Raw genomic sequence first — 13,259 nt, forward strand, 5'->3', positions numbered from 1 at the left:
AAAAGGACTTAATAGGACGTGCGGGCGCAGCACGGGGCGCGCCGCTGCACGAAAACGATGCTACTTGGGGATGGTGCTGTGGCTGGCGATGCCAGCTTGAGGGCTGCAGCCGGAGGATGCCGGTCCGGCAGCAGCGGGAAGAATAATGCTGATGAGATACGCGGTGACTCAAAATAGGTGGCAATGTCCAGCAAAGTTATCGGTAACTGGGTTGCTGGAGCCATCCGTTTTCAGGGCTGGCTCTTCAGAAATTCCAGCACTTCGGCCACGTGGTCGTTGACTTTCACGCCACGCCATTCTTTCACCAATCGGCCTTGAGCGTCAATGATAAACGTACTGCGCTCAATGCCGCGCACTTGTTTGCCGTACATGTTTTTCATCTTCATGACACCGAACTGCGTGCAGACCGCTTCTTCCGGATCCGAGATTAGTTCGAAGGGCAGGCCCAGCTTGCCCTTGAAGTTTTCGTGCGAGCGCAGGGAATCGCGGCTGATGCCGTAGATCTCGGCGTGCGCGGCCTGGATCTCCGGATAGGCCTCGCGGAAGGCGATGCTCTCGGTGGTGCAGCCCGGCGTGTTGTCCTTCGGATAGAAATACAGCACGGTGTACTTTGCCGGACGACCAGCCAGCTCGAAGGTCTGGCCTCCCGTCATGGGGGCGGAAAAGTTGTCGATGGTAGCGGCGGTTTGGCTCTCGGCCACGGGATTCTCCTGGTGTCATGGCGCACTGGCGCCGGGTCCCTGCAGGGCAGCGGATACCGGAATGATAATCGGCGCGGCCGCGCCTTGCTAGTCCGTATTGACGTCGACAATGCAGGTTTCACCCCGCAATATAGCGGGCGTTTTCATTTCTTCAAGATGCAAAACGGAAATATTTAGCTGCGCGCCAGCAGCACCACGCCCAGCACGATCACGGCGAGCGCCAGCATGCGCTGCGGCGAGATGACTTCGCCCAGGAACATCCAGGCGCCCACCGCGCCGATCACGTAGCCGAGCGAGAGCATCGGATAGGCGACCGTGACGTCGGTGCGCGACAGGCCCAGGATCCAGACCACCAGCGATACGCCGTAGCACAGCATGCCGAGCACGATGGGCCACTGGGTGGCCACCTTGAGGCCGGTCATGAACCAGTTGTCGCGGGTGAGGTGGATGGCACCGCCGAGGGCGTTGGTGCCGGCCTTGAGCAGGAGCTGGGCGGCGGCGTTCAGGATGACGCCGGTGATGATGAAGGCGAAAGCCGATGCGTTCATGGGGATGGTGGCTTGATGGGAGCGACGAAAATGGCACGAGCGCAGGCACGCCGCGGCAGGGCGCGGCGCGGGTCCGGCGCGGCAGGGCGGGGAATCAGGCGCCGCTGCCGATGATGAGGGCCAGCGTGACCTTGCGGCCTTCGCCCATCAGCACGTTATAGGTGCGGCAGGCGGCCTGGTTGTCCATGCAGTCCACGCCGACGTGCATGCTCGACAGGCTGGCCACCAGTTTCGGGTGGATGAAACGCTGGCGCTCGCCGGTGCCGAGCACCACGACGTCCGGAGCATCCTTGGCGATTTCCTCGAAATGGGCGGGCGTCAGGTCTTCGAAACGGGTCACGTTCCAGGGACGCGGCGGCACTTCCGGCAGGACGGTCAGGCTGAAGTTGAAACGCTGGGCATTGATCTCGACACCGCTGGCGTCATAGCCGGTGACGGTCTGGTACTGCTGGGTATTGTCGGAATGGAGCTTCATCGTAGCGCGGATGGCAATGACATCGGAACATCCATTGTAACCGGAGAGGCGGGCCGCCCCGCACGCCGGAACGGTGGACGGCAAGCTGCGATCTTCCAGGCGCCATTCGGCAGGATTTTATTTGGCCGGGAAGGGGTGAGGTTGCTTAAATCGGGCGCTTTCGGCAGAATGGGTATTTTTCGCACTGCAACAAATGTGCAGGCGCGAGACCTAGCTCACAGGGGACACTTTGCGACCGATCCTGAAATCGAACAAGCTGGACGACGTCTGCTACGAAATCCGCGGCCCGGCCCTGGAAAAGGCCCGCGAGATGGAAGACGACGGCCAGAAGATCATCAAGCTGAACATCGGCAACCTGGCCGTGTTCGGTTTCGATCCGCCCGACGAGATCGTGCACGACATGATCCGCAACATGCACGGCGCGGCTGGCTATACCGACTCCAAGGGCATGTTCGCACCGCGCAAGGCGGTAATGCACTATACCCAAAGCAAGAACATCGAGGGTGTCGGCATCGATGACATCTACCTGGGTAATGGCGCGTCGGAACTGATCGTCATGGCCATGCAGGGCCTGCTGAACAACGGCGACGAAGTGCTGGTGCCGGCGCCCGATTATCCCCTGTGGACCGCGGCGGTGAGCCTGGCCGGCGGCAACCCGGTGCACTACGTGTGCGACGAGCAGGCCGGCTGGCTGCCGGACATCGAGGACATGCGCAGGAAGATCACGCCGAACACGCGCGCGATCGTGGTCATCAACCCGAACAACCCGACCGGGGCCCTGTACCACCGCGAGGTGCTGCTCGAGATCGTCGAACTGGCGCGCCAGCACGGCCTGATCATCTACGCCGACGAGATCTACGACAAGACCCTGTACGACGGCGCGGAGCACGTCTCGATCGCCTCGCTGGCCGACGACGTGCTGTTCCTGACCCTGAACGGCCTGTCGAAGAACTACCGTTCCTGCGGCTACCGCGCCGGCTGGATGGTGGTCTCGGGCGACAAGCGCCACGCCAGGGGCTATATCGAGGGCCTGAACATGCTGGCCTCGATGCGCCTGTGCGCCAATGCGCCGGGCCAGTTCGCGATCCAGACCGCCCTCGGCGGTTATCAAAGTATTGCCGACCTGGTCGGCCCCGGCGGGCGCCTGCTGAAACAGCGCGACCTCGCGCACAAGCTGCTCACCGATATTCCGGGCGTGTCCTGCGTCAAGCCAAAAGCGGCGCTGTACATGTTCCCACGCCTCGACCCGAAGATGTACCCGATCGCGGACGACCAGCAGTTCATCTGCGAACTGCTGTCCGAGGAAAAAGTGCTGCTGGTGCAAGGCACCGGCTTCAACTGGATCGCCCCGGACCATTTCCGGCTGGTGTTCCTGCCCAATTCCGACGACCTGACGGATGCCTGCGGACGCATTGCGCGCTTCCTTGACGGCTACCGACGGCGCCACGCGCGCTGAGTGTGTGAAAAATTCGTCCATGGCTGCGTTGCCTCGTCTCGCCGTACTATCGTACTGTCTTCGACTCGGCGCCTTGCCCTGGCCGTTTTTTCACACACTCTGATCCTGCAGGTCGGAACTTAACGAGATACGAGATCATGAAACCCATCAAAGTAGGCCTCCTGGGCATCGGCACCGTCGGCGCCGGCACCTTCAACGTTCTTCAACGCAACCAGGAGGATATCCGCCGCCGCGCCGGCCGCGGTATTGAGATTACGATGGTGGCGGCGCGTAACCTGGAGAAGGCGCGCGGGATCGTCGGCGCCGGCGTGGAGGTCGTGGGCGACCCCTTCGCCGTGGTGAACCACCCGGACATCGACATCGTTGTCGAGCTGATCGGTGGCTACGACTTGCCGCGTGAACTGGTGCTCAAGGCAATTGCCAACGGCAAGCACGTGGTGACCGCGAACAAGGCGCTGCTGGCCCTGCACGGCAACGAGATCTTTGCCGCGGCCCAGGAAAAGGGCGTGATGGTGGCATTCGAGGCGGCGGTCGCCGGCGGCGTGCCGATCATCAAGGCGCTGCGTGAGGGCCTCACCGCCAACCGCATCGAGTCGGTGGCCGGCATCATCAACGGCACCACCAATTTCATCCTCTCGGAAATGCGCGAGAAGGGCCTGGACTTCGCCACCGTGCTGAAGCAGGCCCAGGAGCTGGGCTATGCCGAGGCCGACCCGACCTTCGACATCGAGGGCGTGGACGCGGCGCACAAGCTGACCATCATGTCGGCGATCGCCTTCGGCATTCCGGTGCAGTTCGACAAGGCCTACATCGAGGGCATCAGCCAGCTGCAGGCCCGCGACATCCGCTACGCCGAACAGCTCGGCTACCGCATCAAGCTGCTGGGCATCGCGCGCCGCACCCATATTGAAGGGGAAAACGGCGGCGAGGGCATCGAGCTGCGCGTGCACCCGACCCTGATCCCGGCGGCGCGCCTGATCGCCAACGTGGAAGGCGCGATGAACGCGGTGCTGGTGCAGGCCGACGCGGTCGGCGCTTCGCTGTACTACGGCAAGGGCGCGGGTTCCGAGCCGACTGCCTCGGCGGTGATTGCCGACCTGGTCGACGTGACCCGCCTGGCCACCGTCGATCCGTACTGCCGCGTGCCGCACCTGGCCTTCCAGCCGAACGAGATGACCGACGTCGCCATCGTGCCGATGGCCGAGATCACCACCAGCTACTACCTGCGCGTGTATGTGAAGGACCAGCTCGGCGTGATGGCCGACCTGACCCGCATCCTGGCCGACGCCGGCATCTCGATCGACGCGGTGCTGCAGAAGGAGCCGGGCGACCAGGTCAATCTCGACATCATCCTGCTGACCCACCAGACCCGCGAGAAGAACATCATCGCGGCGATCGAGAAGATCGAGACGCTGCCGGCGGTGATCGGCAAGGTCACGCGTATTCGCCTGGAAACCCTGGCCTGAGGAGGGATGCCGCCGCCAACTGGCGGCTGCAACATGATTCGATTTTGCGGCATTGCTTGCAGAATCGAATCATTTTTTTTGCCCAGCCTCAGGTCTGGGGTAGGCCGAGCGGCTGCATCGCATGCGGGGGCAGGGCGTCCTGCCAGGCTGGTGGCGCAGTGTCGTCATCGTCGATGAAGGCACAGGACAGGGCCAGCATGTCGTGTTCGATGTGGTCGAACAGCGCGGTTGTCACGCTGGCGTAGCGGAGGAGGAAGTCGGAAGAAGTCATCCGCGGATTCTACCTGCGCTGCGCTGCACAATCGTGGCGTATGGTCGAGTGCTTGAGACGTTTCAATCAAGTTTATCAATGCCTCCGGTTGACATGGCGCGCCGCTTGAACCGTTCGGCGGTCTATGCTTTTTACCCATCCGGTATCGCCAGCCGACACTTTAGGAATTAATATCGGCAACGCAACAATAAAACAGGGTAATCCACCTGGTGAGCTGTTGTAGATTACGCCTTCCAATGTTCACGAGCCAACCCGCATGAGCCAACCGAGCCAGTTTTCCCTGCTGACCCAGCGCCGTTTCGGCCCCTTCTTCTGGACCCAGTTCTTTGGCGCCTTCAACGACAACCTGTTCAAGACCGCGCTGCTGGTTGCGCTGACCTTCGACACGGCGAACTGGACCACGGCCGACCCGGGCATGCTGAACAACCTGATCGCCGGCCTGTTCATCCTGCCTTTCGTGCTGTTCTCGGCGACCTCCGGCCAGATCGCCGACAAGTTCGACAAGGGGCGCATGGCCAGGTTCGTCAAGCTGCTGGAGATCGCCATCATGCTGGTGGCCGGCATCGGCTGGCTGACCCATACGCTATGGGTCCTGATCGCGGCCGTGGTCGGCATGGGCCTGCACTCGACCCTGTTTGGTCCGGTCAAGTACGCCTACCTGCCGCAGCACCTGAAGTCCGACGAGCTGGTGGGCGGCAATGGCGTGATCGAGATGGGGACCTTTGTCGGCATCCTGCTGGGCGAGGTCGCGGGCACCCTGCTGGTCGGCGTGAAACCCTGGGGCATCGAACTGGTCGCCGGCGGCACGCTGCTGTGCGCAGTGCTGGGCCTGGCCGCCAGCTGGCGCATTCCGCCCTCGCCGGCGCCTGTGCCTGAGCTGAAAATCAGCCGCAACCCCTTCGCCGAATCGATCCGCAACCTGAGGTTCTCGAGCCAGAACCGTACCGTGTTCCTGTCGATGCTGGGCAATTCCTGGTTCTGGTTCTACGGCGCGCTGGTGTTGTCGCAGTTCCCGCTGTACGCCAAGGATTACCTGCACGGCGACCACAGCGTGATCATGCTGCTCCTGACCGTGTTCTCGCTCGGGATCGGCGCCGGCTCGCTGCTGTGCGAGAAGCTGTCGGGCCGCAAGGTGGAGATCGGCCTGGTGCCGTTCGGCTCGATCGGCCTGTCGGTGTTCGGCATCGACCTGTATTTCGCGAGCGTGGCCTATGCCGAGCTCAATGGCGCCGCGACCGTGGGCGCCCTCACGCTGCTCGGCCTGCCGGGCGCCTGGCGCATCATGCTCGACCTGGTGCTGATCGGCGTGTTCGGCGGCCTGTTCATCGTGCCGCTGTTCGCCCTGATCCAGACCCGCTGCGACCAGAAGCACGTCTCGCGCACCATCGCCGGCATGAACATCCTGAATGCGCTGTTCATGGTGGCGGCCGCCGGCCTGGCCATCGTGCTGCTGGGGCAGGGCTTCACGATTCCCGAGATGTTCCTGGTGACGGCGCTGCTGAACGCCTGCGTGGCAGTGTACATCTTCTCGCTGGTGCCGGAATTCCTGATGCGCTTCCTGGCCTGGCTCCTGATTCACACCGGCTACCGCGTGCGCACCATCGACGCCGACCGCATTCCCGCGCAGGGCCCGGCGGTGCTGGTCTGCAACCACGTCAGCTATGTCGACGCGCTCGTCATCGGCGCCGCCAGCCCGCGCCCGATCCGCTTCGTGATGGACCACCGCATCTTCAGGACGCCTTTCCTGCGCTGGATCTTCCGCGCAGCCAAGGCGATCCCGATCGCACCAAGCAAGGAAGACCCGTTCATGATGGAGCGCGCCTTTGTCGACATCGCCGAAGCGCTGCACCAGGGCGAGCTGGTGTGCATCTTCCCGGAAGGGAAGCTGACCCACACCGGCGAGATCAACGAGTTCCGCAGCGGGATCGCCAAGATCGTCGAGCGCAGCAAGGTGCCGGTGATCCCGATGGCGCTGCGCGGGCTGTGGGGCAGCGTATTCACGCGCGATAAGTCGAACGTGTTCGAGCGCTCGTTCGCACGCGGCATCCGTTCGAAGCTGGCGCTGGCGGTGGGGCAGCCGGTGGCGCCGGAGGCGGCGTCGCCGGAGTACTTGCAGCAGCAGGTGCTGGAATTGCGGGGGGACTGGAAGTAGACGCGACTGCCGGCATGGAAGCCCTTGATGACGAGGGCTTCAGGTCAGGATGGCAAATTGCCCTGGCGCTTTACACTGCCGCGCCAGGTGCTGGCGCATTCATTACATCATCAGGATGCGTTCGGTAGCGACTTCTGTTGCTTGTTTTGCTTATAGAAGAACAAGCCCATGGTTGCCGTCGCAAGCACAAGGAGAACGCTTGCAGGGTCGACGGTGACGTTGACGCGAACATCTACTTTGACGTCTTTCATATCTTTCCTCGATGCGTGGTTGAGTCTCGCTGCATGCAGCAATGCATTTGGAGCTCAAGCATAGCATGGGCTTTTGACGGAACGAGTTCGGGACGGCTTGGCGATCAAGGATGGCTCGACGCTGTTCAGCTACGACGCCGGAAAAGCAAAAGGCCAACCGATGGTTGGCCCTACTCATTGATTTGTTGGTCGGGGCGAGAGGATTCGAACCTCCGACCCCCTGCACCCCATGCAGGTACGCTACCAGGCTGCGCTACGCCCCGACGAACTCTGAAATTATATCAGAGCTCGTCCAAATACTTGAGTTTTTGTAATAGGCTTGTGCTCAGTTTTTTGCGCTTTCGCATACGCTCCACGTCAATACGCCTCCGCTAGGCGAAGGCAAGGGCCGCGTCGTCCGTGCGCGCGGGCCTGTGCGGGGCGGCCGCCAGCAGCTCCACGGCGGCCTCCAGCACAGTGCGCGGCGCAAGTAGATCCAGGCAGGCATGGTGGCTCTGCGGGCAGCTGCTGCGCAGGCAGTTGCGGCAGCTGACATCATGAAACAGCAGGCGGTGCGCCACGCGCCACGGGGTGTGCTGGGGATTGGTCAGCGCATACAGGTCGACCAGCGGCGTGCCGACGGCGGCCGCGATGTGGGCCGGCCCGGTGTTGCCGGTGATGAGCAGGCTTGCGCCGCGGATCAGCGCCCCCAGTTCCCCCAGTCCGAGCTTGCCGATCAGGGAATGCGCCGGGCTGCGCCAGCCCTCGGTCAGCGGGCGCAGCGCCTCGGCGTCGCCGCCGTCGCCTGTGAGGATGAGCTTGTGGCCGAACTGCCTGCGCAGCATGCCGATCAAGACCAGCCAGTGACGGACGGGATAGCGGCGCGAGGCGGCGCTGGCTCCCGCATGCAGCACCAGGTAGGGCGCGGCCGGATCGACCGCTGCTTCCTCGAGCATGGTGCTGAGGCGCGCGGCGTCCGCCGCCGCGACGGCGAAGGAAAGCGCGGTGTCGGAAGCCGCGCAGCCGACATCGGCGACCAGGTCGAGCTGGCGCTGCACTTCGTGGCGGCTCGCCCGTTCGCGCTCGCGCTCCGGCACCCAGTGGGTGAGCAGCTGGTAAGGGTTTTCGCGACAGGAGGCCAGGCGCAAGGGTATGCCGGCCAGCTGGCACAGCATCGCGGCGGGCAGGGGGCTTTGCGAGTACGACGTAAACATGACGGCGGCATCGAAGCGCTGGGCAGCGAGCTGTGCGGCGCATTCCTGCAGCGCTTGCGCACCAATGGCGTGGTCGTGCTTCATCCACGGGGCGCGAAAACTGATCGCAGCGTCGAGCTCGGGGATGTAGGGCGCCGCCGCCGCGCCCGACGGGGAGCTGAGCAGGGTCAGGTGGCAGCCCGGCAGGGATTGACGCAGGGCCCGGATCGCCGGCGTGCACATGAGTACGTCGCCCAGCGAATCGAGCCGGACGCACAGGATGCGCCGTGCGGCCTGCCAGGGGCGTGACGACTGGGCGCTCACGGGCGCCTCCGCGTGTACCAGTCTCACAGCCGCGCCTCCTCGTGCGAGGCGATCAGCACGGCCGCCGCATACAGGTCGGGCGCCATCCGGGTGGGCACGCGGCGCGGGCCGAGCCGCCATTCGGTCTCGTTGCCGTTGTCGATCAGGAGCGTGCGGCAGCCGGCGCGGTTGCCGGCTTCGACGTCGTGCAGGATGTCGCCGATCATCCAGGATTCGCGCAGGTTGATGTCGTGGTCGCGCGCTGCCTTGATCAGCATGCCGGGCGAAGGCTTGCGGCAGGCGCACACCATGGCGTAGCTGCCGACCGTGCCCAGCGGGTGGTGGGGGCAGTAATAGAAGCCGTCCAGCGACAGGTTCTCGCGGAACAGCAGGTCGGCCAGGCGGTCGGCGACCGGTCCCATGGCGTCTTCGCCGAAGCAGCCGTGCGCGATGCCGGACTGGTTGGTTACGACGAAGAAGCGGTAGTCGAGTCGGGCCAGCAGGCGCAGGGCGGCGCCGGCGCCGCTCACCAGCTGGATCCGGCGCGGCTCGACGTTGTAGGGCAGGTCGTCGACCAGGGTGCCGTCCTTGTCGAGGAAGATCGCTTTCATGGCCAGGAGGTTTCGCGCAGCGGCAGGACCGTGAGTTCGGCGACCACCGTGGCGGGCGGCAGCACCAGCACGGAATGGATGGCCTCGGCGACGTCGGCCGGGTCTTGCAGGCTGTCGGCGTCGAGGTCGGGGAAACGGTCGAGCAGGAAGGGAGTGCGCATGCCGCCGGCGATCACGGCGGTGACGCGGATGTTTTCCGGCCGCAGTTCGGCGTGCAGGGCGTGCGACAGGCCCAGCAGGCCCCATTTGCTGGCGTGGTAGGCGCTGGCGTTGGGCCAGGCGCGCTTGGCGGCGGTGGAGGCGATGTTGACGATGTGGCCGCCGCCGTCGCGACGCATGGCGCCGGCCGCGTACTTGGACAGCAGGAAGGGCGCCGTCAGGTTGGTGCCCACCACGCGCAGCCAGTCCTGGTCCGCGAGTTCCGCGATCGGCAGGGTGACGTCGGTGCCGGCATTGTTGACGAGGATGTCGAGGCGGCCCAGCACGTCGACGGCATGCTCCACCACGCGCGGCGCCACGGTCGGGTCGGCGATGTCGACGCCCAGGGCGTGCGCCTGCACGCCCAGTTCGCGCAGCTGCGCCATGTTGTCGGCCAGGCGCGCGGCCTGCCGGTCGACCCCGAAGATGCTGGCGCCGGAGGCGGCCAGGCGGCGTGCGAGGGCGGCGCCCAGGCCGCTGGCGGCCCCAGTCACCAGTACGACCTTGCCTTGCAGGGAAGGATGCTGCTGCGTCGAGTTACTCATGGGCTCCTCAGGGTGGCTTAGTTGGGATAGGCCGCGGCCTCGGCCGCGGGCCGGGTGGCATCGAGCACGTCGGCGTAGATGGCGGCCAGCTGGGTGGCGACGTGGCGCCAGGTGTAGTGTTCGCAGGCGCGGCGGCGCCCGGCCTCGCCCATCGCGCGCGCCAGCTCGGGATGGCGGTGCAGGCGCGCCAGCCGGTCGGCCAGCGCGGCCGGGTCGCGCGAGGGGATCAGGAAGCCGGTCACGCTGTCGTTGACGGTGCTCTTGATGCCGCCCACCTCGGCGCCGATCACGGGACGGGCGCAGGCCATCGCCTCGACCGGGGTGATGCCGAAGGGTTCGTACCAGGGCGTGCTGGCGAAGACGTTGGCGGCGCTGTAGTAGTCGCGCAGCACGGCGCGCGGCTGCTGGCCCGTGAAGCGCACGTGTGTCGCGATGCCGAGGTCGGCCGCGACACTGCGCAGGCGCGCCAGCTCGAGGCCGTCGCCACTGCTGGCGCCGGCCTGGCCGCTGATGTCGCCGCCCACCACCAGCAGCTGCGCGTCGACCCCGTAGCGGCGGCGCAGCATGGCCACCCCCTGGATGACGGTGTCGACGCCCTTGCGCGGCACCATGCGCCCTAACTGGAGCACGATGAAGCGGCCTTCGTCGAGGCCCAGGCGGGCGCGCGCTTCGAGCATCGGCACCGGCCACAGTTCGTCGGGCGCGAAGCCGCATGGCGTGATGGCGATGCGCGAGAGCGGTGCGCCGTAGAGCCTTTCCATGTCGTAGCGGTCTTGCGGGCATTCGGCGATGATGCGGTCGGCCGCGCGCATCAGCGCGGCTTCGATGCGCATGCGTTCGGTCGGGAAGGCGTCGGCCGTGCCCTGCGCCAGGCGCCGGACCCTGCCCAGCGCATGGAAGGTGATGACGAAGGGCAGTCCGAGCGCCGCCTTCAGGTGCTGGGCGACCATGCCCGACATGAAGAAGTTGGCGTGCGCGATGTCGTAGGCGGCCGGCTGGCGCCGCGCGAAGCGCGTGACGTAGCGCGAGAACGCATCGATGTGCGGCAGCAGCTGTTCCTTCGGCACGTAGCGCGGCGGCCCGGCCGGCACGTGGATGACGCGGATGTTTTCCAGCCAGTGCACGACCTGGCGCTGCTCGGGGGCGTCGCGGCGCGTGAACACGTCGACCAGGTGCCCGGCGCGCGCCAGTTCGCGTGCGAGCTGGGCCACGTAGACGTTCTGGCCGCCGCAGTCGACGCTGCCGGGTGCGGCCAGCGGCGACGCGTGGTCGCTGATGATGGCGATGCGGCGTGCGCCGGCGCCGCCCGCGGCCAGGGAGGGCGGGGGGAGCGGGTGTCCGTCCACCTGCACCGCCGCCTCGGCCGCCGCCTGTGCCGCTGCCATTGCTGCCACGTTCGCCGCGGCCTGGACTTCATCGAGTTTCATACATGCTCCTGCCGGGCCGTGCCCAGGCCGGTGACGTGGCGCAGCGCTGCATCCCAGTCGCTGCTGAAGCGGCCGATCGAAAAACGGTCGCGTGCGGTACGGCGGGCGCCCTCGCCGAGGTGGCGGGCCAGTCCCGGATCGTCGAGCAGGGCCTGCATGTGCCCGAGCAGCGGTTCCAGCGAGGTCGCCGTGTAGCCGGACACGCCGTTCTCGATGACGGTGGCCATTTCGGCGGTGGCGAAGGTGACCACCGGGAGCCCGGCCATCATGGCCTCGATGACGCCCAGGCCAAGGCTCGAATAGCGGATCGGGCTGAACAGGAAGCGGTAGCGCGCCATGAAGGCCGGCAGCTGGGCGTGCTCGATTTCACCGAGCCCGCCGAGTTCCTGTGCGGCCATGCCGACCAGGTCGAGCGGCACCGTCCGGCGCGCCTGCAGGAACAGGTCGGGCCCCATGCGCCGGCCGCGCCGTGCCAGGTGGTTGGTGACCACCAGGCCGCGCGCCAGCTCGCCGCTGTAGTGCAGCTCGTGGGGCGCCGGCACGCCATGCTCGATCACGCGCACGGGCGTGCGCCCGCTGTCCCACATGAGGGCGTTGAACGGGGTGACGTGCACCAGCAGCACGCCCGGATCGTCGACCGGATGGCGTGTGTTGGTGGGATGGGCCAGCGGCGGATCGTGTTCGAGGTAGATGCGCGGCAGCGCCCGCTGTGCCGGCGCCAGGTACTCGTACTGGTCTTTCTCCCACTGGTGATCGTCCTGGAACAGGATGCAGTCGAATTCGTGGTGGCGCGCGTGCTCGACCGGGAGGTCGTGCACGTTGTCGCGCCAGGGCATGCTGCCGCAACGGCCGCCATAGCCGGGCGGGCAGCCCGGCTTGGACAGGACGTAGAAATCGTGCGGCGCGTGCGACAGGTAGTGCAGGTAGCTGCCGTGGGTGTGCCAGGTGAGGACCTTCAGTCTGCGCATGGCGGCCTCAGGCGAAACGGACGCGGTAGCGCACCGCGCCGGCCAGGCGCCAGAACACGGCCAGCGGCGGCAGCAGCGCCGAGGTGATGACGATGTCGGCCACGTGCGCCGGCGTGTGCGCGACGCCGCGCAGCCGGTGTGCGCACAGGCGGCCGGTGAGCAGCAGCCAGCCCGCGAAGGCCAGGCCGGCCAGCAGCGGCAGGCCGGCCAGCAGCCCGGCCAGGGCGAGCAGCAGCACGCCGACGATCGCGTAGTGGTCCCAGCGCGGGCGTGCCTCGACTTTCTGGCGGTACAGGGCCGGATGCTTCTTGTAGAGCAGGGCGTCGAACACCGCATGGCGGATCTGCAGCAGGCTCGCGCCCCAGGGCGCGGGGCGGACCGGGTGGACCACCAGGGCGCGCGGCGCGCGCACGATGGTCACGCCGTGTTCCAGCAGACGGAAATACATGTCCGCATCGCTGCCGCGCGGCACGCTGAAGCGCTCGTCGAAGCCGTCGAGCCGCTCGAGCGCGGTCTTGCGGAAGAAGCAGCTGGCGCTGGTGAAGTCGGCGGCCTCGTGCCCGTGGGCACTGCGCTGGTATTCGGTGGGACGGGCCGGGACCGGGGTCTGGATGCGTCCGCAGACCACGTCGGCGTCGTCGCGGAAGGCGGCCAGGCCCTCGGCCAGCCAGCCCGGTTCCGGCACCGCGTCGTCGGTCGTGAAGGCAACGATGGG

At 66.2% G+C, this 13,259-nt stretch carries 14 protein-coding genes and 1 tRNA gene; 3 read left to right on the forward strand and 12 right to left on the reverse strand.

Going from position 1 to position 13,259, the window contains the following annotated elements:
* Window positions 1–230: 230 nt before the first annotated feature.
* The 3 genes from ACK6C6_RS05165 to ACK6C6_RS05175 form a co-directional block, all read right to left on the reverse strand.
* A complete protein-coding gene (locus ACK6C6_RS05165) occupies window positions 231–701 on the reverse strand; it encodes a peroxiredoxin (RefSeq protein ID WP_409266242.1) in 471 nt (156 codons plus the stop codon).
* 173 nt (window positions 702–874) lie between these two features.
* Window positions 875–1,249 carry an SMR family transporter gene (locus tag ACK6C6_RS05170; RefSeq protein ID WP_409266243.1) on the reverse strand — a complete coding sequence of 125 codons (375 nt, stop codon included), beginning with the start codon at window positions 1,247–1,249 and terminating at the stop codon, window positions 875–877.
* A gap of 94 nt (window positions 1,250–1,343) precedes the next feature.
* Window positions 1,344–1,724 carry an Mth938-like domain-containing protein gene (locus ACK6C6_RS05175; RefSeq protein ID WP_209589021.1) on the reverse strand — a complete coding sequence of 127 codons (381 nt, stop codon included), beginning with the start codon at window positions 1,722–1,724 and terminating at the stop codon, window positions 1,344–1,346.
* Window positions 1,725–1,953: 229 nt separating this feature from the next.
* On the opposite strand from ACK6C6_RS05175, the gene ACK6C6_RS05180 reads away from it, so the two are divergent.
* Together ACK6C6_RS05180 and ACK6C6_RS05185 are read left to right on the forward strand one after the other, a co-directional pair.
* The gene (locus ACK6C6_RS05180) at window positions 1,954–3,180 is read left to right on the forward strand and encodes a pyridoxal phosphate-dependent aminotransferase (RefSeq protein ID WP_036206554.1); all 1,227 of its coding nucleotides are present in this window, start codon (window positions 1,954–1,956) and stop codon (window positions 3,178–3,180) included.
* A gap of 137 nt (window positions 3,181–3,317) precedes the next feature.
* On the forward strand, window positions 3,318–4,646 hold the full coding sequence (locus ACK6C6_RS05185; RefSeq protein WP_209589022.1) for a homoserine dehydrogenase: 1,329 nt from the start codon (window positions 3,318–3,320) through the stop codon (window positions 4,644–4,646).
* Between the two features lie 88 nt (window positions 4,647–4,734).
* Here the strand turns inward: ACK6C6_RS05185 and ACK6C6_RS05190 are convergent, their stop codons facing one another.
* Complete coding sequence (locus ACK6C6_RS05190; protein WP_036206560.1) at window positions 4,735–4,917, reverse strand: hypothetical protein; 183 nt, start codon at window positions 4,915–4,917, stop codon at window positions 4,735–4,737.
* Between the two features lie 256 nt (window positions 4,918–5,173).
* Here ACK6C6_RS05190 and ACK6C6_RS05195 point away from each other — a divergent pair, with 256 nt between their 5' ends.
* Window positions 5,174–7,069: an MFS transporter gene (locus ACK6C6_RS05195; protein WP_409266245.1), complete on the forward strand. Its 1,896-nt coding sequence runs from the start codon at window positions 5,174–5,176 to the stop codon at window positions 7,067–7,069.
* Between the two features lie 110 nt (window positions 7,070–7,179).
* On the opposite strand, the gene ACK6C6_RS05200 is transcribed toward ACK6C6_RS05195, so the two are convergent.
* The 8 genes from ACK6C6_RS05200 to ACK6C6_RS05235 all read right to left on the reverse strand — a co-directional run bounded on the left by ACK6C6_RS05200 (window position 7,180) and on the right by ACK6C6_RS05235 (window position 13,229).
* The gene (locus ACK6C6_RS05200) at window positions 7,180–7,320 is read right to left on the reverse strand and encodes a hypothetical protein (RefSeq protein ID WP_156923791.1); all 141 of its coding nucleotides are present in this window, start codon (window positions 7,318–7,320) and stop codon (window positions 7,180–7,182) included.
* A 186-nt stretch (window positions 7,321–7,506) separates the two neighbouring features.
* Window positions 7,507–7,583: transfer RNA gene (locus ACK6C6_RS05205), tRNA-Pro, on the reverse strand.
* A 108-nt stretch (window positions 7,584–7,691) separates the two neighbouring features.
* The gene (locus ACK6C6_RS05210) at window positions 7,692–8,843 is read right to left on the reverse strand and encodes a glycosyltransferase family 9 protein (protein WP_409266246.1); all 1,152 of its coding nucleotides are present in this window, start codon (window positions 8,841–8,843) and stop codon (window positions 7,692–7,694) included.
* Entirely contained in the window at window positions 8,840–9,406 is a 567-nt protein-coding gene (locus tag ACK6C6_RS05215; RefSeq protein WP_409266247.1) for a D-glycero-alpha-D-manno-heptose-1,7-bisphosphate 7-phosphatase, read from the reverse strand. Before ACK6C6_RS05215 ends, ACK6C6_RS05210 begins: the two co-directional genes overlap by 4 nt.
* Complete coding sequence (locus ACK6C6_RS05220) at window positions 9,403–10,149, reverse strand: SDR family oxidoreductase (protein WP_409266248.1); 747 nt, start codon at window positions 10,147–10,149, stop codon at window positions 9,403–9,405. Before ACK6C6_RS05220 ends, ACK6C6_RS05215 begins: the two co-directional genes overlap by 4 nt.
* Before the next feature lie 17 nt (window positions 10,150–10,166).
* Window positions 10,167–11,576, reverse strand: a complete 1,410-nt coding sequence (locus tag ACK6C6_RS05225; protein ID WP_409266249.1) for a glycosyltransferase — start codon at window positions 11,574–11,576, stop codon at window positions 10,167–10,169.
* Window positions 11,573–12,544, reverse strand: a complete 972-nt coding sequence (locus ACK6C6_RS05230) for a glycosyltransferase family 4 protein (protein ID WP_409266250.1) — start codon at window positions 12,542–12,544, stop codon at window positions 11,573–11,575. Before ACK6C6_RS05230 ends, ACK6C6_RS05225 begins: the two co-directional genes overlap by 4 nt.
* 7 nt (window positions 12,545–12,551) lie before the next feature.
* Complete coding sequence (locus tag ACK6C6_RS05235; RefSeq protein WP_409266251.1) at window positions 12,552–13,229, reverse strand: glycosyltransferase family 2 protein; 678 nt, start codon at window positions 13,227–13,229, stop codon at window positions 12,552–12,554.
* Window positions 13,230–13,259 lie beyond the last annotated feature (30 nt).

Origin of the sequence: Massilia sp. BHUDP2 (assembly GCF_046236355.1) — a bacterium.
Classification (GTDB): domain Bacteria; phylum Pseudomonadota; class Gammaproteobacteria; order Burkholderiales; family Burkholderiaceae_D; genus Telluria; species Telluria varians.